General features: G+C 69.0%; 21 protein-coding genes. 7 read left to right on the top strand and 14 right to left on the bottom strand.

The annotated features are described in order from the left end of the window. Positions 1 to 241 precede the first annotated feature (241 nt). The gene (gene gltA / locus BLT59_RS04760; RefSeq protein ID WP_091777033.1) at positions 242 to 1,531 is read left to right on the top strand and encodes a citrate synthase; all 1,290 of its coding nucleotides are present in this window, start codon (positions 242 to 244) and stop codon (positions 1,529 to 1,531) included. A 52-nt stretch (positions 1,532 to 1,583) separates the two neighbouring features. After that, positions 1,584 to 2,489: a DNA-3-methyladenine glycosylase family protein gene (locus BLT59_RS04755; RefSeq protein ID WP_091777031.1), complete on the top strand. Its 906-nt coding sequence runs from the start codon at positions 1,584 to 1,586 to the stop codon at positions 2,487 to 2,489. Positions 2,490 to 2,654: 165 nt separating this feature from the next. Here BLT59_RS04755 and parC read toward each other — a convergent pair whose 3' ends face one another. After that, a complete protein-coding gene (parC, locus tag BLT59_RS04750) occupies positions 2,655 to 4,901 on the bottom strand; it encodes a DNA topoisomerase IV subunit A (protein ID WP_091777029.1) in 2,247 nt (748 codons plus the stop codon). 199 nt (positions 4,902 to 5,100) lie between these two features. Continuing rightward, positions 5,101 to 5,820, bottom strand: a complete 720-nt coding sequence (recO, locus tag BLT59_RS04745) for a DNA repair protein RecO (protein WP_091777027.1) — start codon at positions 5,818 to 5,820, stop codon at positions 5,101 to 5,103. 155 nt (positions 5,821 to 5,975) lie between these two features. On the opposite strand from recO, the gene BLT59_RS04740 reads away from it, so the two are divergent. Then, a complete protein-coding gene (locus tag BLT59_RS04740) occupies positions 5,976 to 6,368 on the top strand; it encodes a hypothetical protein (RefSeq protein WP_091777025.1) in 393 nt (130 codons plus the stop codon). 19 nt (positions 6,369 to 6,387) lie between these two features. Further along, the gene (locus BLT59_RS04735) at positions 6,388 to 7,083 is read left to right on the top strand and encodes a gamma-glutamylcyclotransferase (RefSeq protein ID WP_091777023.1); all 696 of its coding nucleotides are present in this window, start codon (positions 6,388 to 6,390) and stop codon (positions 7,081 to 7,083) included. Positions 7,084 to 7,239: 156 nt separating this feature from the next. Here BLT59_RS04735 and BLT59_RS31155 read toward each other — a convergent pair whose 3' ends face one another. Continuing rightward, positions 7,240 to 7,383: a hypothetical protein gene (locus BLT59_RS31155; protein WP_173009175.1), complete on the bottom strand. Its 144-nt coding sequence runs from the start codon at positions 7,381 to 7,383 to the stop codon at positions 7,240 to 7,242. A 175-nt stretch (positions 7,384 to 7,558) separates the two neighbouring features. Here BLT59_RS31155 and BLT59_RS04730 point away from each other — a divergent pair, with 175 nt between their 5' ends. Beyond that, positions 7,559 to 8,182 (top strand): hypothetical protein, encoded by a 624-nt coding sequence (locus BLT59_RS04730; RefSeq protein ID WP_091777021.1) that lies wholly within the window; start codon positions 7,559 to 7,561, stop codon positions 8,180 to 8,182. Positions 8,183 to 8,205: 23 nt separating this feature from the next. Here BLT59_RS04730 and BLT59_RS04725 read toward each other — a convergent pair whose 3' ends face one another. Together BLT59_RS04725 and dnaE are read right to left on the bottom strand one after the other, a co-directional pair. Then, positions 8,206 to 9,507 (bottom strand): Nramp family divalent metal transporter, encoded by a 1,302-nt coding sequence (locus tag BLT59_RS04725; protein ID WP_091777019.1) that lies wholly within the window; start codon positions 9,505 to 9,507, stop codon positions 8,206 to 8,208. Positions 9,508 to 9,895: 388 nt separating this feature from the next. Beyond that, positions 9,896 to 13,414: a DNA polymerase III subunit alpha gene (gene dnaE, locus BLT59_RS04720; RefSeq protein WP_091777017.1), complete on the bottom strand. Its 3,519-nt coding sequence runs from the start codon at positions 13,412 to 13,414 to the stop codon at positions 9,896 to 9,898. A 539-nt stretch (positions 13,415 to 13,953) separates the two neighbouring features. On the opposite strand from dnaE, the gene BLT59_RS04715 reads away from it, so the two are divergent. After that, positions 13,954 to 15,246, top strand: coding sequence for a glycosyltransferase (locus BLT59_RS04715; RefSeq protein WP_091777015.1), 1,293 nt, complete (start codon positions 13,954 to 13,956; stop codon positions 15,244 to 15,246). A 184-nt stretch (positions 15,247 to 15,430) separates the two neighbouring features. Here BLT59_RS04715 and BLT59_RS04710 read toward each other — a convergent pair whose 3' ends face one another. The 4 genes from BLT59_RS04710 to proS form a co-directional block, all read right to left on the bottom strand. After that, positions 15,431 to 15,691 carry a hypothetical protein gene (locus BLT59_RS04710; RefSeq protein WP_091777013.1) on the bottom strand — a complete coding sequence of 87 codons (261 nt, stop codon included), beginning with the start codon at positions 15,689 to 15,691 and terminating at the stop codon, positions 15,431 to 15,433. Positions 15,692 to 16,127: 436 nt separating this feature from the next. Continuing rightward, entirely contained in the window at positions 16,128 to 16,841 is a 714-nt protein-coding gene (locus tag BLT59_RS04705; RefSeq protein ID WP_091777011.1) for an ABC transporter ATP-binding protein, read from the bottom strand. Positions 16,842 to 16,854: 13 nt separating this feature from the next. Beyond that, positions 16,855 to 18,153 (bottom strand): lipoprotein-releasing ABC transporter permease subunit, encoded by a 1,299-nt coding sequence (locus BLT59_RS04700; RefSeq protein WP_091777009.1) that lies wholly within the window; start codon positions 18,151 to 18,153, stop codon positions 16,855 to 16,857. Positions 18,154 to 18,162: 9 nt separating this feature from the next. Beyond that, the gene (proS, locus tag BLT59_RS04695; RefSeq protein WP_091777007.1) at positions 18,163 to 19,488 is read right to left on the bottom strand and encodes a proline--tRNA ligase; all 1,326 of its coding nucleotides are present in this window, start codon (positions 19,486 to 19,488) and stop codon (positions 18,163 to 18,165) included. A gap of 611 nt (positions 19,489 to 20,099) precedes the next feature. On the opposite strand from proS, the gene BLT59_RS04690 reads away from it, so the two are divergent. Next, positions 20,100 to 20,294 (top strand): YegP family protein, encoded by a 195-nt coding sequence (locus BLT59_RS04690; protein WP_091777005.1) that lies wholly within the window; start codon positions 20,100 to 20,102, stop codon positions 20,292 to 20,294. A 6-nt stretch (positions 20,295 to 20,300) separates the two neighbouring features. Here the strand turns inward: BLT59_RS04690 and BLT59_RS04685 are convergent, their stop codons facing one another. From BLT59_RS04685 to nuoN, 5 genes are all read right to left on the bottom strand, one after another. Beyond that, positions 20,301 to 20,627, bottom strand: a complete 327-nt coding sequence (locus BLT59_RS04685; protein ID WP_091777003.1) for a DUF1467 family protein — start codon at positions 20,625 to 20,627, stop codon at positions 20,301 to 20,303. Positions 20,628 to 20,631: 4 nt separating this feature from the next. Then, positions 20,632 to 21,036 carry a methylmalonyl-CoA epimerase gene (gene mce / locus BLT59_RS04680; protein WP_091777001.1) on the bottom strand — a complete coding sequence of 135 codons (405 nt, stop codon included), beginning with the start codon at positions 21,034 to 21,036 and terminating at the stop codon, positions 20,632 to 20,634. 216 nt (positions 21,037 to 21,252) lie between these two features. Then, positions 21,253 to 22,926, bottom strand: coding sequence for a ribonuclease J (locus BLT59_RS04675; protein ID WP_091776999.1), 1,674 nt, complete (start codon positions 22,924 to 22,926; stop codon positions 21,253 to 21,255). A 16-nt stretch (positions 22,927 to 22,942) separates the two neighbouring features. Further along, on the bottom strand, positions 22,943 to 23,746 hold the full coding sequence (locus tag BLT59_RS04670; RefSeq protein ID WP_091776997.1) for a biotin--[acetyl-CoA-carboxylase] ligase: 804 nt from the start codon (positions 23,744 to 23,746) through the stop codon (positions 22,943 to 22,945). A 7-nt stretch (positions 23,747 to 23,753) separates the two neighbouring features. Then, positions 23,754 to 25,199, bottom strand: coding sequence for an NADH-quinone oxidoreductase subunit NuoN (gene nuoN / locus BLT59_RS04665; RefSeq protein WP_091776995.1), 1,446 nt, complete (start codon positions 25,197 to 25,199; stop codon positions 23,754 to 23,756).

Raw genomic sequence — 25,199 nt, 5'->3', positions numbered from 1 at the left:
TCCGCCGGGCGCAGCCGGGAACCCTGCGACCCGGCCCGGATTTCGCTTGGTGGAATTGGCTTGACGAATTCGCTTGGCGTCGGGGTCGGGTTGTCACCGATCCCGTTGCTGCTGCAGTGCCGTTTGGGTAACCCATGCCTGTGAGCACCCGCAGCATAATGCGTGTGCTCAGGCCCCCGGGACCGGCTCGGGCAGCCCGAGGCCGGCATCCGCCACGTCGCCAGAGAAGGGTCCACGATCCATGAGCGCACCCAGCACCATCACCGTGGACGGCAAGTCGATCGAGCTGCCGGTGAAATCCGGCACGATCGGGCCGGACGTGATCGATATCGGCAAGCTCTACGCCCAGACCGGCGCCTTCACCTTCGACCCGGGCTTCACCTCGACGGCGAGTTGCGAATCGAAGATCACCTACATCGACGGCGACGAGGGCGTGCTGCTCTACCGCGGTTACCCGATCGAGCAGCTCGCCGAGAAGGGCGACTTCCTCGAGACCTGCTACCTGATGCTGTTCGGCGCCCTGCCGACTGCCCCCCAGCGGGCCGATTTCGAGTACCGGGTCACGCGCCACACCATGGTGCACGACCAGATGAACCGGTTCTTCACCGGCTTCCGCCGCGACGCGCACCCGATGGCCGTGATGGTCGCCTCGGTGGGCGCGCTCTCGGCCTTCTACCACGATTCCACCGACATCACGGACGAGAGCCAGCGGCTGATCGCGTCGATCCGCATGATCGCCAAGATGCCGACGCTGGCGGCGATGGCCTACAAGTATTCGATCGGCCAGCCTTTCGTGTATCCGAAGAACGACCTCGACTACACCTCGAACTTCCTGCGCATGTGCTACGCCGTGCCGTGCGAGGAATACGAGGTGAACCCGGTCTTCGCTCGGGCGCTCGACAAGATCTTCATCCTGCATGCCGACCACGAGCAGAACGCCTCGACCTCGACGGTGCGACTCGCGGGCTCGTCCGGCGCCAACCCCTTCGCCTGCATCGCGGCCGGCATCGCCTGCCTCTGGGGCCCGGCCCATGGCGGCGCCAACGAGGCGGCGCTCAAGATGCTGATGGAGATCGGCACGCCTGAGAATGTCGGCAAGTACGTCGCCAAGGCCAAGGACAAGAACGACCCGTTCCGCCTGATGGGCTTCGGTCACCGGGTCTACAAGAATTACGACCCGCGCGCCCGGATCATGCAGAGCACCACCCACCAGGTGCTGAAGGAGCTCGGCAAGACCGACGATCCGCTCCTCCACGTCGCCATGGAGCTGGAGCAGATCGCCCTCAAGGACGAGTACTTCATCGAGAAGAAGCTCTACCCGAACATCGATTTCTACTCGGGCATCACCCTCAAGGCGATGGGCTTCCCCACCGACATGTTCACGGTGCTGTTCGCGGTGGCCCGCACGGTGGGCTGGATCGCCCAGTGGGCCGAGATGATCGAGGACCCGTCGCAGAAGATCGGCCGCCCGCGCCAGCTCTACGTCGGCCCGGCCCAGCGCGACTACGTGGCGGTCGATCAGCGCGGCTGAGGCGGACCTGTCCTCTGAGAACACCAACGGGGCGGCCGAGAGGCCGCCCTTCGTGTTCGTGGAGGCGCCGGACGGGTTCGGCCTCTGCCTCCCCTGCCACCCGCCCTACGACTGGGCGGCGATCCACGCCTTCCTGGGCAAGCGCGCGATCACCGGCATCGAGTCGGTCGCGCCTGACGGCTCGGCCTACAGGCGCACGATCCGCGTCGCGGAGCGGCACGGGTTCCTGACGGTGGAGCCCGCCGGGGATCACCTTCACGTCGCGCTGCGCGGCATCGATCCCCTCCACGCCTCCCCGGTAGCCGAGCGCCTGCGCCGCCTGTTCGATTGTGACGCGGATCCGGCCGCCATTGCAGCGTGCCTCACTGCGGATCCGATCCTGGCTCCGCTGGTTGCGGCGCGGCCGGGCCTGCGCCTGCCGGGCGCTTGGGACCCGTTCGAAACCGGCTGCCGGGCGATCCTCGGCCAGCAGGTCTCGGTGGCGGCTGCGATCGGGCTAGCCGGCAAGCTGGTCGCGGCATTCGGGACGCCCCTCGCGGCGCCGGTGGGCGGCCTGACCCACGTCTTTCCGGACCCGGCGGCGCTGGTCGAGGCGGATGTCGCCCTGGCGCTCAACATGCCGCGGGCCCGCGGCGCGGCGATCCGGGCACTCGCGGGGGCGGCGCTGGCCAATCCGGACCTGTTCGCCCCGGCCGAGTCGCTGGAGTCTGCGGTTCTGCGCTTCACGGCGATCCGCGGGATCGGGCCGTGGACCGCGCAGTACATCGCCATGCGGGCGCTCAAGCTGCCAGACGCCCTGCCGGTGGGCGATGTCGGGCTGCTGCGGGCACTGGAGACCGGCACCGGGCGGCCGAGCCCCGCTGAACTCCTGGCTCGGGCCGAGGCGTGGCGGCCATATCGCGCGTACGCGGCCCAGCACCTCTGGGCGGCGGACGAAGTGGTTGTGAGGAGGCGGTGACTGAGTTTGCGACTTTTTGCTTCTGCCCTGCTTTCATCATGAGCGAAGCGACCCAGTCGATGCGATGATACTCATCGTTGACGGATGTGGTTGAGGCGCGGCCTCGCGCTCCACCCTCCCCCGCCGAGGGGGGAGGGAAGCCGTCCAGAGATTGAAGAACGCGGCTCAGCGCCCGAACCGCTCGAATTTCGGGAAACTGCGCGCCATCATCAGCCCAACCTCCGCCCGGTGGCCGAGCCATTTCTCCAGCACCGACGCATTGGCGAGCCGGCCCTCCGGCGAGCCGTCCTGCCAGGGAAGGCCGTCGGCCAGCTTGAACACATGCGCGTCGACGAGCCCGCCGCTGCGGCAGCGCTGGAGGCGGACACCCTTGCCGCGGGCAAGCTCGGCCACCTCGGAGATCGGGAAGATCAGCAGCAGCTTTTCCGTGTTGACCACCGCCACGTGGTCGCCATCCGCCGGCACCAGCACGGCCGCTTTGGCGTCGCCGTCGAGGCCGAGCACGTTCTTGCCCTTGCGGGTATTGGCCACGAGCGCGTCGGCGGGCGCCACGAAGCCGCGCCCGTCGGAGCCCGCGATCAGCAGCTTGGTCTCCGGCCGGTAGGGTAGCGCCGCCACGATCTCGGTCCCGTCGTCGAGATCGGCCATCAGCCGCACCGGGTCGCCGAAGCCGCGCCCGCCCGGCAGCTTCGAGGCTTCGAGCGTGAACACCTTGCCGTTGGTGGCGAGCAGCAGGATCTTCTGGGTCGTCTCGGTCGGGAAGGCGATCTTCAGCGTGTCGTCGCCCTTGAAGGCCACACCGGAGAGGTCGGCGACATGGCCCTTGAGCGCCCGGATCCAGCCCTTGGTCGAGACGATCACGGTGATCGGCTCGCGCTCGACCAGCGCCGCTGTGAAGTCGATACCGCCGACATCCGGCGGGCTTGCCAGCGTCGTGCGGCGCTTGCCCAGCTTGGTCTCGGGCCCGAAGGTCTTCTTCACGGCGCGGATCTGCGCCTGGATCGCCTTCCACTGCGCCGGCTCGGAGGCGAGCAGGGCGTCGATCTCGGCCTTCTCGGCGGTCAGCGCCTCGAACTCGCGCTTCAGCTCCATCTCCTCCAGCTTGCGCAGGGAGCGCAGGCGGGTGTCGAGGATCGCGTTGGCCTGGAGCTCGGTCAGCTCGAACCGGGCCATGAGGGCGGCCTTCGGCTCGTCCTCCTCGCGGATGATGCGGATCACCTCGTCGAGGTCGAGATAGACGATGAGCAGGCCGCCGAGGATCTCCAGGCGCCGGTCGATCTGGCCGAGGCGGTAGCGCGAGCGGCGCTGCAGCACCACGCGGCGATGGTCGACCCATTCCCGCAGGCACTCGACGAGTCCGATGACCTTCGGCACGAGTCCGCCGACCAGGACGTTGAGGTTCAAGGGGATCCGAGCCTCGAGTTCCGTGAGCCGGAACAGCGATTCCATCAGGATGACCGGATCGACCGTGCGCGAGCGCGGCTCCAGCACGACGCGCACGTCCTCGGCGGATTCATCGCGCACGTCGGCGAGCAGCGGCAGCTTCTTCTCCTGGAGGAGTTCGGCCATCTTCTCGATCAGCCGCCCCTTCGGGATGCCGTAGGGGATCTCGGTGACGACGATGTTCCACGTCCCGCGGCCGAGGTCCTCCTTGGTCCAGCGGGCGCGCACCCGGAAGGCGCCGCGGCCGGTCCGGTAGGCCTCGGCGATCGACTCAGGTGAATCGACCAGGATGCCGCCGGTGGGGAAGTCCGGCCCGTGGACGAATTTGGCGAGATGTGCCGAGGTCGCCTCGGGATGATCAATCAGGTAGAGCGCGGCTGTGCACAGCTCGGCGGCGTTGTGCGGCGGGATCGAGGTCGCCATGCCGACCGCGATGCCCTGGCTGCCGTTGGCGAGCAGGTTCGGGAAGGCCGCCGGCAGCACCACCGGCTCCTCCTTCTCACCGTTGTAGGAGGGCCGGAAATCGACCGTGTCCTCGTCGATCCCGTCGAGCAGCAGCCGTGCGACCTCGGTGAGCCGCGCCTCGGTGTAGCGGTAGGCGGCAGGCCCATCGCCGTCGATGTTGCCGAAATTGCCCTGGCCATCGACCAGCGGGTAGCGCTGGGCGAAGTCCTGGGAGAGCCGGACCAGCGCGTCGTAGATCGCCTGATCGCCGTGCGGGTGGAAATCGCCCATCACGTCGCCGACGATCTTGGCGCATTTCTTGTGCGCCGTGGTCGGGTCGAGCCGGAGCAGCCGCATCCCGTACAGGATGCGCCGGTGCACCGGCTTCAGCCCGTCGCGGGCATCCGGGAGCGCCCGGTGCATGATCGTGGAGAGCGCGTAGGCGAGGTAGCGCTCCTCCAGCGCGGATTTCAGCTCGACGCTCTCGATCCCGTCGCCGGACGGCGGCTCGAAGGGATGGCCCATGACGGCTCCTCAGTTCAACATCTCGTACGCGCCCCGTCATTCCGGGGCCGCGCAGCGGAACCCGGAATCCAGACCCGTCCAGCTCCCCGGACCGGGCGGAGGGCGCCGCGTTCATCCGTCGAGGGGCGGCTCCAGGTTCCGGACCCGCCTGCAGCGCTCCAGAGTGCCGGCCGGGCGCATCTAGAACAGAACACGAACATTACTCGGCCTCGCGGCCAAGCGCAACGAATCTCGCCCGCTCCTCGGGCGGCCCGAGGCCGCGGGGACCCCAGACGTGCCGGTCGAGGAAGTACCCCGTCAAGGTAAACCCTTGTGCAACGCCGTCCGGACCCGGGGATCCGCCGGCATGCAGGAAGGTCGGGAGCGCCAGCAGACGGTCCCGGTAGGGCTCGCCCGCCGAGGCGCTGACCGCCCGGCCGCTCTTGGGCGAGACATAGGCCAGCGCGTCGTTGCCGCCGGTGGCCGCGCAGGCGGTCAGGTCGAGGCCGAAGCCGAGTTCCGACAGGATCGCCAATTCAAAGCGCACCATCAGAGGCGGCGCGATGGCCGGGTCGTCGAGGTGCTCCACGAGGATCCCTGCCGCCTCGTAGAGCGCCGGATGCGGATCGCGCTCGGGGAGGAGCCGCAGCAGGGCGGCCATGTGGCCCAGACCGTAGAGGGCGAGGCTCGATTCGATCAGCCGCGAGACCTGCGACTCGAGGGGCTCCACCACGTAGGAGCCGAGGCCCTCGTCGAGGCGTGCCCGCCACGTCAGCCGCACCCGGTTGCCGGGCTGCAGCACCGGCTGCATCCGGCGCGAGCGCCCGCCATGCACGAGGCCGAGATGGCGCCCGTGGGCTTCGGTCATCGCCTCCAGGATGACGCCGGTCTCCCCGTGCCGGCGCAGGCCGAGCACCAGGGCGTCGTCGGTCCATTGCATCGCGCGTCGCGTCTTGAAGTGAGAGGTTGGGATGGGACGGGTGCGGCGCGCGACGGGCGCGTTCCGCTGAGTCTCGTCATATAGGGAGCCGCGACGTCCGGCGCCGCAGGCGTGATGGTCAGCCTCAGGCAGCCTTGGCCGGGTAGCGATGACCGATGCCGCCCCGCGCCGCTCTCGCCGCTCTCCTTGCCCTCGTCAGCCTCGGTGCGCAGGCGGCACCGAAGCCTGCGTCCGGGGATGTGCCGTCCCCGGCCCTCCTCCAACGGATCGCCGCGCTGGCGCTCAAGCAGGTGGCGTTCGGCTCGGTCTCGCTGCTGCCGGTGCGGTTCGAAGGCAGCCGAATTGCAGGTCCGATCGAGGATGGCGGCCAGATGATCTATTGCGTGTCGGGTCGGATGTACGGCCGGACCTTCGGCAAGCCCGAGCGGCCGAAGGTTACCTTGCGCTACGCGGCCGACCGGCTCACGGTGCTCGACGACGACGAGGTCTGCACCGGGCATCGGACCCGGCCTTTCCCCGAGCTGGACGCTTTGGGCAACAAGCCCTGAGCCCTCCGCGTTGAGGCCCATGCCTCACGCCCCCGCCCGAACCCTGGATCTCAGCCTCGACCTGATCGCGCGCGCCCATTCGGTCCCGGTGCCCGACGACCCGAGCGCCCTCGCCGTGCTGAGCGATGCGGAACTGCGCCCGGGACTCGAGGCGATCGTCGCCGGGCGCGAGGGCAGCGACCTCTGGGTCTTCGCCTACGGCTCGCTGATGTGGAATCCGGAATTCCCAGTCGCCGAGCGCCGGATCGGCATGGTGAGGGGTTTTCACCGCCGGTTCTGCCTGCTCCAGCGCCGCTTCCGCGGGACGCCGGAGCGGCCGGGCTTCGTCCTGGCGCTGGACCGCGGCGGCCTGTGCCGGGGCGTCGCCTTCCGCCTGCCCGGCATGGAGATCCGCGAGGCGCTGATGCCGGTCTGGCGGCGGGAGATGCGCGGCCGCGGCTATGTCGCCCGCTGGCTGCCGGTCGCCACCGAGGCCGGGACCGTCTCGGCGCTGACCTTCCTGGCCAACCGCGCCAGCGACCGCTACGCCGGCCGCCTCTCCGATGCGGAGATCGCCGAGAAGATCGCCGCCGCCTGCGGACACAAGGGACCGAGCGCCGAATACCTGTTCCGGACCGTGGAGGCCTGCGAGCGCCTCGGCATCCGCGACCGGCATCTCTGGAGCCTCCAGGCGTTGGTGGCCGCCCGGCTCAGGGCCTGCACAGCGGGGGCGTGATCACGTCTCTCGCTGACGGATGCGGCGCCCCGCCCTGTGAGCGCAGGACAGCAATCCAGCGGCGCCACGCTCATCGATATTGCGCTACCCTGGCGGCGCTCGCTATTACGGGACGGCCTTCATCCCGCCAGGGCTTCAACCGACAACAGAACCCGCTCAGGCCCAGGCCCGCTTCATCGCGATCACGACACGTCCGCCCGCGTGCTCCGTATCCGGGTTGCGCGGCTCCCGGATGCCGGGGGCGCGGCCGGTGGTGACGTAGACCAGAAGGGTAAGGGCGAGCAGGATCTTCGTGCGCATGGCGACGCTCAAGCTTGAGCGAGCGTGCATAGGATCGATCGGTTTTTACGAAGTTGCTGCAATGCACATCGGTGCGGGTGCACCCCGTTTCCTGCCGACGTGGTGAAGGAAGGGTTGCGGCGGGGCCGCGATCGTCTATGCCGCCGGCCCTGGACAGCCACGGGTGGAGGATGGAATGCGGCTCCGGATCGGCGTGGCCCTGGCGGTCGTGGTCATCGCGGCGGCGGGCTTCCTCGCGGGGCCCCTGAGCCGCGGAGACAGGCTTTCCGATATCCTCACTGGGCAGACGCCGCTGCTGGCCGGCGCAGCCCGGGCGCCCGGAGGCGGCGCGGACCTGTCCGGCGCCGCCGACCTGGGGACGGACCAGCGCCCGGCGACCCTGCGCATCGCCTGCGAGCCGGCCGGTTCGGGCCTCTCGGCGGCGCTGACGGTGCCGCGCTTCGCCGAACTGGCGCCGCGCTTCGACTTCGCCGGCCTTGCAGGCTCCGACAGCGAGACACCCCTCACCGGGATCCTGGTTTCGAGCGCCGGCAGCGTGCGCTCCGTGCGCATGCCGGTCCAGGGCGCGGCGACCGGACGGGAGGCGGGCTTCACCCTGACGGTAACCGGGGCACGCCGCGGCGAGGATCCCCTGCGCGGGGTCGCCCAAGCCCTCACCCAGCCCGGCACCAGGCTCACTTGGACGCAGGCGAGCCCGCGCTCCGGAGATCCGGCCCTGACGGCGGTGTTCACGGTGACGGAGGCCGACGCGGCTGCGTTGAAGAATGCGCTCGGCGGCTGCCTCGCGGCACCGTTCTAGGGGATGTGCGGACGATCAGCACCTCACCAGAACCACGTTACGACCAAGCAGACCGTGGCCAGGAACGTCACCGCCGTAGTGGCCCAGCCCAGGAGGTTCGTCAGCCAACCGTTGATGCGGCCGCCCATCACGGCCGGGTCGTTGGTCATGAGCATCAGCAGCAGCAGGAGCGGCGGCACCGAGAAGCCCTGCACGATGCCGGACCAGACCAGCGCCCGCATCGGGTTGAAGCCGAGGAAGTTCAGCCCCACCGCCGCCACCGTCACGGCCGCGATCGTGCCGTAGAACAGCTTCGCTTCCCTCGGTCGGGCGTGGAGGCTGCCGTCCCGGCCGATCCCCTGCACGAGGTCGTAGGCCGCGCCCGTCGTCATCACCGGCACCGCCAGGAAGCCGACCCCGACGATGCCCAGCGCGAAGAGATACTTCGCGCCCGGGCCCGCCAGCGGCTCCAGCGCGGCGGCGGCCTGGGCGGCGCTCTCGATCTCGGTCTGCCCCGCCTGATGGAGCGTTGCGCCGGTGGACAGGAGGATGGCGTAGAGGATCAGATTCGAGAACAGCATCCCGATCACCACGTCCCGGCGGGTTTTGCGCAGTTCTGCGTCGGTCGCGCCTTTGCGCTGCCGCACCGTATGGCGCCCCTGCGCGATCTCCTCCTCGACCTCCTGGTTCGACTGCCACGTATAGATGTAGGCCGAGAGCGAAGTGCCGATGCAGGCGACGATCATCGACAGGAACTCGGCATCGAAGCGGACCTGCGGCACGAACGTGCTGCGCAGAACCGCGACGGGGTCGGGCTTGGCCAGGATCGCGGCTGCCACGTAGGCGAACAGGGCGAGTGCCAGCCAGCGGAAGATGTCGCGCAGGAGCGCGTAGGAACCGAAGATCTGAAAGCCCAGGATCGCTGCGGCGGCGGCGACCACGATGATGGGGATCGGCACAGGCACCAGCAGGTTCAGGGCCGCGCCGATCCCGCCGAGATTGGCTGCCGCCTCGATCACGTTGCCGGTGAAGGCGCCGAGCACCACCGGGTAGAGGATCCCGCGCGGGTAGCGGTCGCGGACCGCCGCGAACAGGCCCTTGCCGTAGACCTGCCCGAGCTTGGCCGAGACGTAGACGACAACCACCATCATCGGCAGGACGACGGGGGCGATCCAGAGGAACAGCAGGCCGAATTTGGCGCCGGCGCTGGCATAGGTGCCGATGGCGGAGGGATCGTCGTCGGCGGCGCCGGTGATCACCCCGGTGCTCAGCGCGTGAAGCAGGCTCCCACCCTTGGGCCGCTGGTCCGGGACGTCGATCTCAGGCTTCGGGCGTGGCTGGTCCATGGAACCTCGTCGCAAGATGCGCAGAGGTCCAACCGGACGGGCTTGAGAGTGTTCTCAGTCAGACATCCGCACCCCGATCCCAGCTGCGCACGCGGCGAGCGCGCGGGATGCGGGGCGGACTTGCGGTGCTGGCCTGCACCGGGTGCTGGAACCGCGCGTGTTCGCGTCGGAGCCGCTCGGTTCCAGCACCCGCTCGGGCGCGCATCCGCCACCGACCCGGTCTCCACCGCGGCGGAGAACGCTCTGCCAGGCTGCCGCAGACTCCCCGGCTTTCCATCGTCCCTGCGCGCGGAGCGACGCCATCCCGGAGCGCTACGCTCCTCGACTTGGCGCCGCCCCGGGTTGCTTCGTGCAGGTCACAGAGTGGGATCGGCTTCTGCACCGCCCCTCAGCTCACCTCCACCTGCACCACCCCCGGCACGGTCCGGAGCTGGCCGGCCAGTGCCGGACTCGCCTGGAACTTGCCGGGCAGCCGGATCTCCACCTCGCGTCCGCCGCCGTCGAGCTTGAGGATCAGCGACACCTCGCTCTCGCCCCGCATCGACAGACGCTGCTGCACGGGGGCGACACCGCGCGGGTCGCTGAGATGAATGCGGATGCCCTTCTGGTGGCGGGCTACCGCCTGATCGAGGGGCTCGGCGGTGAGGATCCGGGCGCGCACGTCCTCGCCCTCCAGGTTTGCCTGGAGCTGGAGCACCAGGGGGCGGCCCGGTTCGAGGATGTCGCGGTACTGGGCAAGCCCCTCGGAGAAGATGATCGCTTCGAAATGCGCGGTCCGGTCCGAGAGGGTGACGATGCCCATCTTGTTGCCGGTCTTGGTGCGCCGCTCCGCCCGGTCGAGCACCGAGGCCGCCACCCGGCCGACGCTCGAGGTCCCGGCCCGCACCGCGCGGCAGAAATCGGCCCAGCTCTGCACCCGCAGCTTGTCGAGCAGGTCGCCGTACTCGTCGAGCGGGTGGCCCGAGATGAAGAACCCGATCGCTGCGTATTCGCGCTTCAGCGTGTCGGCCATGGGCCAGATCTCGTGGGGCGGGATCCGCAAGGACACGTCGTCCGCCACCACGCCGCCGAACATATCGGTGACGCCCGCGGACGCGGCCTCCGCCGCGCTGGCGGCGAGCTTCATCATCGGCTCCACCGCCGCGAAGGCGCGCGCCCGGTCCGGCTCGATGCAGTCGAGGGCCCCGGCCTGGACGAGGCTCTCCAGGGTGCGCTTGTTGATCATCCGGGGGTTCAGCCGGCGGGCGAGGCAGGCGAGGTCCTTGAACGGCCGGTCGCCGCGGGCCTCCACCAGCGCCCGCACCGCCTCGCGGCCGACGCCCTTGATGGCGGCGAGCGCGTAGAAGATCTTGCCGTCGCGCACCTCGAACACCTCGCCGGAGGTGTTGATCGACGGCGGCTCGACGATGATCTTGAGGCGCTGTGCGTCCTGGCGGAATTCGGCGAGCTTGTCGGTGTTGTCGATGTCGAGGGTCATGGCGGCGGCCAGGAACTCGACCGGATAGTTCGCCTTCAGGTAGGCGGTCTGGTAGGTCAGCAGCGCGTAGGCCGCCGCGTGGCTCTTGTTGAAGCCGTAATCGGCGAATTTGGCGAGCAGGTCGAAGATCTCGTTGGCCTTGGCCTTGGTCAGGCCGCGCTCGGTGCAGCCCTTCAGGAACCGGTCGCGCTGCGCGTCCATCTCGGCGCGGATCTTCTTGCCCATGGCGCGCCGGAGCATGTCGGCCTCGCCCAGCGAGTAGCCGGCGAGGACCTTCGCGATCTCCATCACCTGTTCCTGGTAGACGATGATGCCGAAGGTCTCCTTCAGCATCGGCTCCAGCTTCGGATCCGGATACCAGGACGCCTCGTTGCCGGCGTCGCGGCCGAGCTTGCGCTCGCAATAGACCGGGATGTTGGCCATCGGGCCCGGCCGGTAGAGCGCCACCAGGGCGATGATGTCCTCCAGCCGGTCGGCCTGCATCTCGCAGAGCGCCTTGCGCATGCCGGCCGATTCCACCTGGAACACGCCGACCGTCTCGCCCCGGCCCATGGGCCCGTAGGTGTTCGGGTCGTCGAGCGGCAGCGAGGCGAGGTCGATGTGGATGCCGCGCTGCTTGAGGAGATCCGTGCAGCAGCGCAGCATGGTCAGGGTCTTGAGGCCCAGGAAGTCGAACTTCACCAGCCCCGCCTGCTCGACCCACTTCATGTTGAACTGGGTCACCCGCATGCCGGTCTTCGGGTCTCGGTAGAGCGGGACCAGCTCCTCCAGCGGCCTATCGCCGATCACCACGCCGGCCGCGTGGGTCGAGGCGTGGCGGTGCAGGCCTTCGAGCTTCTTGGCGATGTCGATGAGCCGGCCGACGATCGGCTCCTCCTCCATGGCCTGCTGGAGCTTGGGCTCGCCCTCGATCGCCTGGGCGAGCGTCACGGGGTTGGCCGGGTTCTGCGGCACCAGCTTGGTCAGCTTGTCGACCTGCCCGTAGGGCATCTCCAGGACGCGGCCGACGTCGCGCAGCACGCCGCGAGCGAGCAGCGTACCGAAGGTGATGATCTGCCCGACCTGCCCCTCGCCGTAGCGCTGCTGCACGTACCGGATCACCCGCTCGCGGCCCTCGACGCAGAAGTCGATGTCGAAATCCGGCATCGAGACGCGCTCGGGGTTGAGGAAGCGCTCGAACAGCAGGCCGAAACGGAGCGGGTCGAGGTCGGTGATCAGCAGCGACCACGCCACCAGCGAGCCCGCGCCGGAGCCGCGGCCCGGACCCACCGGGATATCGTGGTCCTTGGCCCACTTGATGAAGTCCGAGACGATCAGGAAGTAGCCCGGGAACTTCATCTTGACGATGACGTCGAGCTCGAAGGCGAGGCGCTTGCGGTAATCCTCCTCGGAGAAGCCCGGCGCCGTGCCGTGCTGCTTCAGGCGCAGGTCCAGCCCGGCCTCGGCCTGCCGGCGCAACTCCGTCGGCTCGTCGGCCGAGACCGCCTGCACGCCCGTGTCGTCCACCTCCGCCAGGGCGTCCGCCATCGGGGGCTTCTCGCCCGCCGCAACGGCACCGAAATTCGGCAGGATCGGCTTGCGTGTCCGCGCCCGGACGGCGCAGCGCATGGCGATCTCGACCGTGGCCTGGAGCGCATCCGGCAGGTCGCGGAACAGCTCGGCCATCTCGGCCCGGGTCTTGAAGGCATGGCTCGGCGTCAGACGGCGGCGGCGCTCGTCCGAGACGAGGCGGCCCTCTGCGATCGCGAGCAGCGCATCATGCGCGTCGTAATCGTCGGGCTTGGCGAAGTAGGGCTCGTTCGTCGCGACGATCCCGAGGCCGTGCCGGCCCGCGAGATCGAGGAGCGCGGTCTCGATCCGCCCCTCCTCCGGCACGCCGTGGCGCTGGATCTCGACGTAGAGCCGGTCCTCGCCGAAGGTCTCCTTGAGCCGCTTCAGGCGGCTGAGCGCCAGTTCGGGCCGCCCGGTCCGGAACGCTGTATCAAGGGGCCCCGCCATCCCGCCCGTGAGCGCGATGAGCCCATCCGAGGATCCCGCGAGCGCAGCCGCGTCGAGCCGGGGGGACTCGCCGAGCGCCGTATCGAAATAGGCGCGGCTCGCCAGCCGCAGCAGGTTGGCGTAGCCGGTTTCGTCCTGGGCGAGGAGCACGATGCCGTGGCTCGCCGGCGCCTGCCGTTGGTGCGGATCGGCAGCCTCGAACGCCACCGAGAGCTGCACCCCGGCGATCGGCTGGACGCCCTCCCCGGCCGCCTTCTCGGAGAACTCGAGCGCGCCGAACAGGTTGTTGGTGTCGGTCAGGGCGAGCGCCGGCTGCCTGTCGGCGACTGCCGCCTTGATCAGCGAGCCGACCTTCAGCGCCCCTTCGAGGAGGGAATAGGACGAGTGGACATGGAGGTGGACGAATCCGACCTCCTTGAGCTGGCGTGGCATGGCCGACCTTGTTCCGGGGCCGGCCAGCATCCCCGCTCCCCGGCTCCAAGTCGACGTGTGCCGGGTCACCGCGAGACGATATCCACCGGTCGTGCCCGGGAAACACCACTTCGCGCAGGCCCTGTGGACAATCGGCATCGCAGGGCCGATCGCCTGTGCAAAACCCGTCCGCGATGGGAACTGGGTGGGCTTTGGAAAAATCCGGCTAACGAACCGGTGCCAAGGCTATCGCCCAGGCGCCGACCGCCGCGAACAACAGCCCAAAGGCCATGAACTCGACCATTCCGGTCAGGACCATCCGTTTCAGCATCGACCTGCCTCCCGTGTTCCGGTCCTAGTATGTTCATGTTTTGTTCTAATGGAAGCGTGATCGGGCCGCAGATGGGCTCCGTTCTTTCGATAAGGTAAAAAGTGTCTTGATGCGGATCCGGCGGGCTGGCATGCCCCCGCCCGCAGGACGAGCTCGTCACCCGCTGGGGGGTTCGAAGGAGCCAGCCATTTCCACGCACCGGACGGTCGAACGGTTCGACGTCGCCCTCGTGGCCGTCGGCACACACGGCGACGTGTTGCCGTTCATCGCGCTGGGACACGAGTTGCTGAAGCGTGGTCACGGCGTCTCCCTGGCGGCTCCGGCCCCGTTCGAGGCGATGGCCCGTCGGGCCGGCCTCGCCTTCCAGCCCCTCGGTACGGTGGCGGATTACGAGGCGGTGATCCGCCAGCCGGATCTCTGGCACCCGAAGCAGGGCTTCCGGCCGATGTTCGATTACGCCCTGCAGGTCACCGAGCCGGCTTGTCTGTGGCTCGGGGCGACCCGGGCGCGGGGCGTCGACCTGCGCGTGGTGGCCTCGCCGCTGGGTTGGGGGGCGCGGCTCGCGCAGGATCTCTACGATCTGCCGACCGCCACGCTTCACGTGATGCCATTCCTGATCGAGAGTCGCTACGATCCGCCTCGCCTGCCGGGCCTGCCGCTGCCGCGCTTCCTGCCGGCATCCCTGCGGGCGTACGTAAATCTCGGTGTCGACAAGGCCGCGGTCGGTCCGTTCACGCTGCCCCCGCTCAACGCCCTGCGCGCGCGTCTCGGCCTCGATCCGGTTTATCGGCTGCGGCACTGGTGGAACAGCCCGACCGGCATGCTCCTGATGTTTCCCGACTGGTATGCGGCGCCGCAGGCCGATTGGCCGGGTCAGGCTTTGCAGCTCGGCTTCCCGTTGGTCGACCGCTTCGGCGACGTGGCGGTCATGCCGCCCGAGCTGGACGTGTTCCTCGATGCGGGCGACCCGCCGATCGTGTTCACCTATGGCTCGGCGATGCGCCACGGGGGCGGCTTCTTCGACACCGCGGTGCGGCTGTGCCGGCGCATGGGGCGGCGTGGCGTCCTGCTCGCCCCTCAGGGCGGCCAGATTCCGAAGCCGCTGCCGGCCAACATCATCCACCTGCCCTACGCACCCCTGAGCGCTCTGCTGCCGCGCAGCGCGGCCCTGGTCCATCACGGCGGCGTCGGCACAGTGGCGCAGGCGCTGGCCGCGGGCATCCCGCAGCTCGTGGTCCCCGTCGCATTCGACCATTTCGACGAGGGGCAGCGGCTGAGGGACCGCGATCTGGGCGCTACCCTGAGCCGTCGCGCCTTCCGTCCCGCGCGGGCGGCCCGGGTCCTGGGCCGGCTGCTCGCCGATCCCGCCGTGGCCGAGGCCTGCGCGGCGGCCCGGGCCAAGATGGCGGCGAGCCCCGACGCCATCATCGACGCCTGCGACTATGTCGAGGCGCTGGCGTCCAGCGCTCCTACTGGCCATGCGAGCGAAGCGGGCGGGACCGGATCGCCCGGCGCGCCCTGACGGGTCCGTACAGGACCCGGACGCGAAAGCCCCAGCGGCGGCGCCCCACGAGGGGGCGGCGCCATCGCGTTACTGGCCCAACAAAGTTGTGGCCGAGCCGACGAGGGTCATGAGCAGGCCGCTCACGAAGGCGCCGATCATGACGTAGGAGAGAGCCTTGAGCTTCATCCGTCCCCGCGTCGGATCAGCAGCGGTAGCCGCCGGTGGTCTGGCCGTATTGCTTCACAGGCCGCGTCTGCTGATCCGCATTGCCTTCAGCGGCCGAACTCATCGGGCAGCCCGTGTAGATGGGGTTGTCGTGAACCCCGAGACTCAGGGATCCGGTCGTCTCGACCTCGTAGGGGGCGAAGCCTGTCCAGCGAGCGCCGTTCGCCGCCATAGCGGACGAGATCGGAGCGGCGCCAAGGACAAGAGCGGTGACGGCAGCAGCGATGCGGATCTTCATGGCGAGGCTCCAGAGATTGCGCAGTACAGGCCGGTTGTTCGGCTCTGTTTTGTCTTGCGTAATCATAAGATAGGGAGCCCGTGTCTTTCGCGACGTGACTCGCCGCACGCGGCGCGATGGATTAAAAATCGCATGCATTGGTGGGGGCTGAGCCCGGGGAGCGGGTTCCGAGAACATCGCGAATGAGGAGCGTGGGGCCGGTAAACCGCCGGCGCGGCGCGCGGGGGCGGACGTCCGGGATGTCCAGGCGCACGAAGCCCGGCAACCGGGCGGCGTGCGGCCCGCGCGTGGCGTTGCTGGGAAGCTCTGCCCGCAAGGACGGTGCCGAAGCCATCATGCGGACCCTGTATCGGACCGAGCCCGCGTCAACGCTCACGGCGACGCGAGCACCGATCTGCTGGGCGACGGGATGGTCCGTGCAGATGTGTCGTCGGCCTCAGTCGAGCTGCGTGATCAGTCCGTCGCGGATGGTCACGCGCCGATCCATGCGGGCGGCCAGCTCGAGGTTGTGGGTCGCGACCAGAGCGGCGAGGCCCGAGGCGCGGACCAGCGACATCAGCACCGAGAAGACGTGGCCCGCCGTCCCCGGGTCGAGATTGCCGGTGGGCTCGTCGGCCAGAAGGAGGCGCGGGCCGTTGGCCACCGCCCGGGCGATGGCGACGCGCTGCTGCTCGCCCCCCGACAGCTCGGCCGGCCGATGCGGGAGCCGCTCCTTGAGGCCGAGGAAGCTCAGCAGTTCCGTGGCGCGGGCCTTCGCCTCCGGACGCTTCAGGCCGCGGATGAGCTGCGGCATCACCACGTTCTCCAGGGCCGAGAATTCCGGCAGGAGATGGTGGAACTGGTAGACGAAGCCCATCTCCTCGCGCCGCAGGCGGGTGCGCTCGGCATCGGCCATCGCCGCGGTGGGGTGGCCGCCGATATAGATCTCGCCCCCGTCCGGTCGCTCCAGAAGCCCGGCGAGATGCAGCAGCGTCGACTTGCCGGCGCCCGACGGCGCCACCAGCGCGACCAGCTCCCCCGGCCAGATCGCGAGGTCGGCCCCGCGCAGGATCTCCAGGGCGCCCTCGGCCTGGGGATAGCGCCGCTCGACGCGGGAAAAGAACAGGGCCGGGACCGGCTGGTCGCCGGTTGTCTGGCTCGACTCGCTCATCGGATGCGGCCCGTCAGCCGTAGCGGAGGGCCTGCACCGGATCGAGCCGGGCGGCGCGCCAGGAGGGATACAGCGTCGCCGCGAGCGACAGCAGCAGGGAGGTGACCACCACGGCGGTGATCTCCTTCGGGTTCATCTGGGCCGGGATCTCGGCGAGGAACCGAACGGTCGGGTCCCAGGCGCCGGGAAACAGCACGTGCTGGATCGGCTTGATATTGAGCGTGATCAGGATGCCGAGCCCCAGTCCGCTGAGCGTCCCGACGACGCCGATCAGCGCGCCGTTGATCAGGAACACCCGCATGATCGTGCCCGGCGTCGCCCCCATGGTGCGCAGGATCGCGATATCGCTCGACTTGTCGCGCACCAGCAGGATCAGTCCGGAGACGATGTTGAGCGTCGCCACCACGACGATCAGGCTGAGGATCAGGAACATCACGTTCCGCTCGACCTCCAGCGCCCCGAAGAAGGTCCGGTTGCGCTGGCGCCAATCGGTGAGCAGGATCGGGCGCTCGGCCGCCATCTCCAGGGGCTCGCGCATCTCGCCGACATGATCGGGATCGTCGACGTAGATCTCGATCATGCTGACGTCGCCGTCCTTGTTGAAGAAGGCCTGCGCCTCGGTCAGCGGCATGAACACGAAGGTCTGGTCGAACTCGGTCATCCCGACCTCGAACACCGCCTTGACCGTATAGCTCTTGGTCCGCGGCGCGGTCCCGAAGGGCGTCGACGAGCCCTTGGGCGTCACCAGCGTGATCGTGTCTCCGGCCTGCAGGCCGAGGGTGTCGGCCAGCCGCCGGCCGATCAGCACGCCGGTGCCGTCGTCGAAACCCTCCAGGGTGCCGCCGCGGATCGATGACGAGACGGCCGCCAGCGCGTCGAGGTCGGCGGCGCGCACGCCGCGGATGATCACGCCCGAGCCGCCATATTGCGACGAGGCGAAGGCCTGACCCTCCACCAGCGGCACCGCCGCACGCACGCCCGCCACCTTCGACAGGCGCTCCGAGAGATCGGTCCAGTCGTTGAGCGGCCGGTCGATCGGCGTCGCGAACAGGTGGCCGTTGATGCCGACGATCTTCGACAGCAGCTCCGCCCGGAAGCCGTTCATCACCGAGAGCACGATGATCAGCGTGGCGACGCCCAGCGCGATGCCGAGCACCGAGAAGAACGCCACCACCGAGACGCCGCCGCCCCGGCGGCGCGCGCGCAGGTAGCGGCCGGCGAGGATCCACTCGAACGGTGCGAAGGGTGCGGTGCCCTGGCGGAACGAGGCCGCGAAGGTCCTGGCCCGGTCCAGCGCCGCTGATGCCGCCATCGGCACGCCTCAGACGCGCCGGATGCGCGCCAGCAGGTCGACGGTCGCGAGGCTCTCGCGCTCGCCCCCGGCGCGCCGCTTCAGCTCGACCTTGCCCTCCGCCAGGCCCTTCGGCCCGACGATCACCTGCCAGGGCAGGCCGATCAGGTCAGCGGTGGCGAACTTGGCGCCGGGGCGCTCGTCGCGGTCGTCGTAGAGCACCGACAGGCCGGCGGTCTCGAGATCCGACTGGATCTGCGCGCAGGCGGCGTCGGTGACGGTATCCCCGACCTTGAGGTTGATCAGCGCCACGTCGAACGGCGCCACCGAATCCGGCCAGATGATGCCGGCCTCGTCGTGACTGGCCTCGATGATCGCCGCCACCAGCCGGCTCGGGCCGATGCCGTAGGAGCCCATATGGACCGGCCGCTCGATCCCGTCCGGCCCGGCAACCTTGGCGCCCATCGGCTCGGAATACTTGGTGCCGAAGTAGAAGATGTGCCCGACCTCGATGCCGCGGGCCGCGAGGCGGCTCTCCTCCGGCACCTCCGCGAAGGCCTCCGGCTCGTGCATCTCCTCGGTGGCCGCGTAGTGCGAGGTCCAGGCGTCGACGATGCCCTGAAGGCCGGCGACATCGTCGAAATCGACGGTCTCGGGCGGGATGTCGAAATCGAGATAGGCCTTGTCGCAGAAGACCTCGCTCTCACCCGTCTTGGCCAGGATGATGAACTCGTGGGACAGGTCGCCGCCGATCGGGCCGGTATCGGCGCGCATCGGGATCGCCTTGAGGCCCAGCCCCGCGAAGGTGCGCAGATACGCCACGAACATCCGGTTGTAGGCGTGGCGCGCCCCGGCCTGGTCGAAGTCGAACGAGTAGGCGTCCTTCATCAGGAACTCGCGGGAGCGCATCGTACCGAAGCGCGGCCGCACCTCGTCGCGGAACTTCCACGAGATCTGGTAGAGGTTCTTGGGCAGGTCCTTGTAGGAGCGCACGCTCGCCCGGAAGATCTCGGTGACCATCTCCTCGGCGGTGGGGCCGTAGAGCATCTCGCGCTCGTGCCGGTCCTTCAGGCGCAGCATCTCCTTGCCGTAGGCGTCATAGCGGCCGGATTCCCGCCACAGCTCCGCCGATTGCACCGTCGGCATCAGGATCTCGATGGCGCCGGAGCGGTCCTGCTCCCGGCGGATCACCGCGCAGACGCGCTCCAGCACCCGCAGGCCGAGCGGCAGCCAGGCGTAGATGCCGGCGGATTCCTGGCGCACGAGGCCGGCACGCAGCATCAGCCGGTGCGAGACGATCTCGGCTTCCTTGGGCGTCTCGCGCAAGGTCGGCATGAAATAGCGGGAGAGACGCATGTCTTCAGGGTCTTGGAAGTGGGTCGGCCGGGAGGAGCCGCGGCGCGCCGGCACACAACACGCCGGAGACGCAAATTACAAGCACTGCGCGACCACGGCGCGGCGTAATCGCGGCGAACCCGAGGCGGCCGGGCGGGCTCGGCGGGACCAGTGCCTAGGAAGAAAGCCGTCTGCCCATTTGCCGGCAAGAAAGCGCAGATTTTTCTCGTAGACCCGGTGACAACACGAAATGTTGTTCCTATAAGCGTCCGGCGATGTTTGCGACGCCCGGAAGAGGTGGCGCAAGGTCCGAGTCTCGGGAGGAAAAGCGACCGCCCCGCAGCCAATGCGTGGGATATTCAAAGGTCGAGCCATTGAAGCTTGAAAAGCAAGGCCTCGGGCCTTGCTTTTTTTATTTCTGCCCATCGTGGGTGTTGCCATCTCCGCCGGAAGCGTGGCGTCTCTTAGACGCGGCCCGCACGGCTGGATGATGCCGCGTGCTGTGGAGAGCGGTGAAAGCGCGGAGAACCCGCCGCTTCGTCCACTTCTCGACATTTCGGGGCCAAGTCACTAACCCGCCGGGCTCTTTGCGGGCGCATGGTCGGTCGCAGAGCGTATCGCGCGAGCCCGCCATGCATTTCGAGATCCGCCAGGACGGCAGAAGTTGGTCCTGGATCCTGCTGAACGACACCGGCGAGACGATCGCCGTGTCCGAGCAGACCTTCCCGTCGGCCGCGCAGGCTTCGGCGGCCGCCCTCGCCTTCTCCCATCTGGTCGCCCGGGCCGGAAAGTCGCTGACGGTGACGCCTTCGGGATCTCTGCTCTGAGCCGGGCTACAGGCCGGTGAGCGGGAACACGGCAAGGGCGATGAGGAAGGCGGCGCCCGCTACCAGCGTCGTCCAGATGGCTTTCTCGCGCAACCGCGGCGCCGCCGGCGCACCCGGATCCTGTCCGGGTACCACGTGGCTGGGCCGCGTTTCCGGCTGGTTGCGCAAGGGGAGGACCGCGAAGAGCAACGTCCACCAGACCACGAAGTACAGGGCGATCGCACCGCCCACCGTGAGCTTGAACAGGCCGACCCCCGCCGCCACGAAGGCGGCGACCAGCATCGTGATGACGGCCAGCGTCACCGGCGTCGAGCGGGCCAGCGCGTTCATCATCCCCTCACACCTGTTCCAACTCGACCAGGGTGCCCAGGAAGTCCTTCGGGTGCAGGAACAGGACCGGCTTGCCATGGGCGCCGATCCGCGGCTCGCCCGTGCCGAGCACCCGCGCGCCCTGCGCCTTGAGCTTGTCGCGGGCCGCCAGGATGTCGTCGACCTCGTAGCAGACATGGTGGATGCCGCCGCCCGGGTTGCGCGCCACGAAGGCCTCGATCGGCGAGCCCTCGCCCAGCGGCGCCATCAGCTCGATCTTGCTGTTCGGCAACTCGACGAACACGACCGTGACACCGTGCTCGGGCTGCGGCAGCGGCGGCGTGATCGTGGCGCCGAGCGTGTCGCGATAGACCGCGCAGGCGGCGTCGAGATCCTGCACGGCGATGGCCACGTGATTGAGACGGCCGATCATGGTTGTTTCCTCCCCGTATCGCGCACCGATGGCACTTTGCCGCCCTCTCCATCCGCCGGCCTCATCCTGAGGTGCCGGAGCGCAGCGGAGTCCTCGACGAGGATTCCGGGGTCCGCGCAGCCGGCTGGACGGATCCTTCGAGGCCCGCTTCGCGGGCGTCTCAGGATGAGGGGAATGGGTGGGATCTGCCTCGGTACGTCGCGCCAGTTTCGTACCTTAAACTTCCACAACCTGCACGTGGCAGGCGGGCTTCTTGCCCCAGACCTCGTTGACAGCGGTGCGCACGGCCCGGTCGACCGTCTTCTCGACGCTCTCCGAGTCCTTGAGCTTGCCCCGCGACATCCCCGACAGGGTCCGGGAGACCGCGTCGACCACCGTCTCGATCAGCGGATCGCCCGACCGGCCGCGGTTCGGCAGGCCGATGATGTCCACCGCCGGCTCGCCCAGCACGGCGCCGTCCTCGTCGATCGCGATGGCCACCGAGACGAGACCGGCCTGCATGAGCTTGCGCCGCTCCGGAATCGCCCGGTCCTTCTCGTCGATCAGGACGTCGCCGTCCTTGAACAGGCGGCCGGCCTTCACGTTGTCGATCACCGCCGGCGTACCGGGGCTGAGGCGGATGAGGCTACCGTTGCGGGCCTTGACGACGTTCTGGACACCCTGCGCCCTGGCGAAGCGGGCATGCTCGTCGAGATGCAGCGCCTCGCCGTGGACCGGGATCGCCGTGCCGGGGCGGGTCCACCGGTACATCTCGACCATCTCGTCCCGGCGCGGGTGGCCGGAGACGTGGACGAGTTCGGTGCGGTCGGTGATCACTTCAACGCCCTGCTCGATCAGATCGTTGATGATCGACCCGACATCGCGCTCGTTGCCGGGGATGGCGCGCGAGGAGAAGATCACCTGGTCGCCCGGGGCGAGGCTGATATCGGGGTGGTCGCGGCGGGAGACCCGGGCGAGCGCCGCCCGCGGCTCGCCCTGCGAGCCGGTGAGCAGGGCCACGACCCGCTCGCGCGGCAGCGACTTCCACGAATCCGCGCGGCGGAACTCGGGCAGCCCGTCAAGGTAGCCGCATTCGCGGGCGACATCGATCACCCGATCCATGGCGCGGCCGACCGCGATGACCTCGCGCCCGCAGGCGGCCGCGGCCTCGGCGACCGCGCGGATGCGGGCGACGTTCGACGCGAAGGTAGTCACCGCGACCCGGTGCGGTGCGTCGGCGATCAGCGTCTTGAGGGTCTCGGCCACGGTCTTTTCGCTAGGCGAGAAGCCCTCGCGCACCACGTTGGTCGAGTCGCAGACGATGGCGAGGATCCCCTCGTCACCCAAGGCCGTAAACGCCTCCGGCGAAGTGACCGAGCCGGCGACCGGCGTCGGGTCGATCTTCCAGTCTCCGGTGTGGAGCACGAGGCCCGCCGCGGTGCGGATCGCGATCGCGTTCGACTCCGGAATGGAGTGTGAGACCGGTACGTATTCGAGTTCGAACGGTCCGACGGTCACCCGCCGGCCGGGCTTCACCTCGCGCAATTCGACCTTCGGGGCGCCCGGCTCGGAGAGGCGGCGCGTCTCCAACAGGTTCTTGGCGAAGCGCGTCGCATAGACCGGCACCTTGAGCCGCGGCCACAGCTCGGAGATCGCCCCGATATGGTCCTCGTGCGCGTGGGTGATGAAGATCCCCAACAGGTCCTTGCGTCGCTCCTCGATGAAGGAGAGGTCCGGAAACATCAGATCGACGCCCGGCATCTTCTCTTCGCTTGCGAAGCCCATCCCGCAATCGACCATGATCCACTTGCGGCCCTTCTCCGGCCCGAAGCCGTAGAGTGCCGCATTCATCCCGATCTCGCCCACGCCGCCGAGCGGCAGGAAGACCAGCTCCTCCTGTCCCTTAACCATCTGTCGTCGTCCAACTTCAGGCCGCCGTCGCGGCCGATCCGAAATGCACCTCGCCCGCCGTCACGGTATGCCGGTTCCCGTCGGGGGCGAGGATCACGAGCCGCCCCCCCTCGTCGATCGTCTCGAACACGCCCTTGAGGCTATGTCCGCCGCTGTGCACCGCGATCTCCGATCCGAGACCGGCGGCCCGCGCGAGCCAGTCAGCGCGCAGGGCAGCGAAATTCCGTCCCCGGTCCCAGGCGCGCGCCCGCGCGGCCATCCGGTCCGAGAGATGTTCCAGTAGCGCCTCGGCGCCGGCCGCGTAACCCGTCGCGGCCAAGCTCGTCGCGCCGAGTCCCTCCGGAGCCGCCGCGACGTTCACGCCGAAGCCGACCACGACGGCGCGGCGGCCGCCCGGCAGCGTCTCGGCCTCAAGGAGCAGGCCGGCGAGCTTGGCCCCGTCGCGCAGCACGTCGTTCGGCCATTTGAGCTTCAGAGATCGGGCGGCGAGGCCGGAAACGGTATCCGGCAGGGTGCCGCAGGCCGCCTCCAGCGCCTCGATCAGCGCCAGGCCGGCCACGAAGCCCAGCTCGGCGAGGTGCTCGGGTGGGACGCCGGCCACCGGCCAGAGTACGCTCGCCGCGAGGTTGCCCGGCAGCGAGGTCCAGCTGTTGCCGCGCCGGCCACGGCCCGCTTCCTGGCGGTGGGTGACCACCCAAAGGGGACCGGTCTCGCCCGCATGCGCCCGCGCCATGGCCTCCGTGTTGGTGGAGCCGAGGGTGTCGTGGACGTGCAGGCGATGACCCTGGGCGCGCGCCCCCGGTCCGAGTCGGTAGCTCAAGGTCGTCCTAGAACAGCGACCGCGCGGCCCGGCCGGCGGCGCCGACCAGCGGGCCGGGCAGCAGAAAGAACAGCACCACGACCACGCTCGACAGGGCCAGAACCACGCGCAGACCCGGAGCCATCGCCTCGTAGGGCTCCTTCGGCTCGTCGAAATACATGATCTTGACCAGCCGCAGGTAGTAGTAGGCGCCGACCACGCTGGTCACCACGCCGATCACCGCCAGCGTCACGAGGCCCGCCTTGATGGCCGCGGCGAAGACGTAGAACTTCGCGAAGAACCCGGCGAGCGGCGGGATGCCGGCCAGCGAGAACATCATCGCGGCGAGGCAGAAGGCCAGCCAGGGATGAGTGCGCGACAGGCCCGAAAGGTCCTCGATCGACTCGAACATCACGTCCCGGCGCCGGAGCGACAGGATGATCGCGAAGGTGCCGAGCGTCATGGCGAGGTAGATGATCATGTAGGTGACGAGCCCGCTGATCCCCTCCTCCGAGCCGCAGGCCAGGCCGATCAGCGCGTAGCCGATATTGGCGATCGACGAGTAGGCCATGAGGCGCTTGATCGAGCTCTGGCCGATGGCCGCGAATGAGCCCAGCGCCATCGACACGACCGCGACGAAGATGAAGATCTGCTGCCAGATCGCCGTCACGTCCGGCATCGCGCCGATGAACACCCGCACGGTCATCGCCACGGCGGCCATCTTGGGCGCGGTGGCGAAGAAGGCCGTCACCGGCGTCGGCGAGCCCTCGTAAACGTCGGGCGTCCACATGTGGAACGGCACGGCCGACATCTTGAAGCACACGCCCGCGGCCAGGAACACGATGCCGAGCACGATGCCGAGGCCCGCATTCTCGTTCAGCGCCGAGACGATCCCGGGGAATGAGACCGTGCCGGTGAAGCCGTAGACCAGCGAGGCGCCGTAGAGCAGCATGCCCGACGAGAGAGCGCCGAGAACGAAGTATTTCAGGCCGGCCTCGGTGGACTTCACGTCGTCCCGGTGGAACGCCGCGATCACGTAGGCGGCGAGCGACTGCAGCTCCAGCCCGAGATAGAGCGCGATCAGGTCGTTGGCCGAGACCATCACCATCATGCCGATGGTGCAGAGCAGGATCAGCACCGGGAACTCGAACCGGTCGATCCGCTCGCGCTTGAAGAAGTCGTGCGCCAGCAGGATCGTCGCCGAGGAGCCGAGCAGCACCAGCGACTTCATCACCTTCGAGAAGGAATCCGACACGAACGCGCCAGACAGGGTCGTGACCCGTCCGTGGACCGGCTGGGAGATCACCACCGAGAGGGCGACGAGGAGCAGGATCAGGGCGCCGATGCTCACGGTCTCGGTCGAGCGGTCACCGCGCCACGCACCGTAGAGGATCAGGACCATGACGCCGATCCCGAGGATCAGCTCGGGCAGGAGCGGTGCCAGCGAGGGCAGGACGGAGTGGACGGTGGGCAT

This window comes from Methylobacterium sp. UNC378MF, from assembly GCF_900103195.1.
GTDB lineage: Bacteria > Pseudomonadota > Alphaproteobacteria > Rhizobiales > Beijerinckiaceae > Methylobacterium.
Note: the sequence above shows the minus strand (reverse complement) of the source record. Positions and strands in the feature narration are given on the sequence as shown.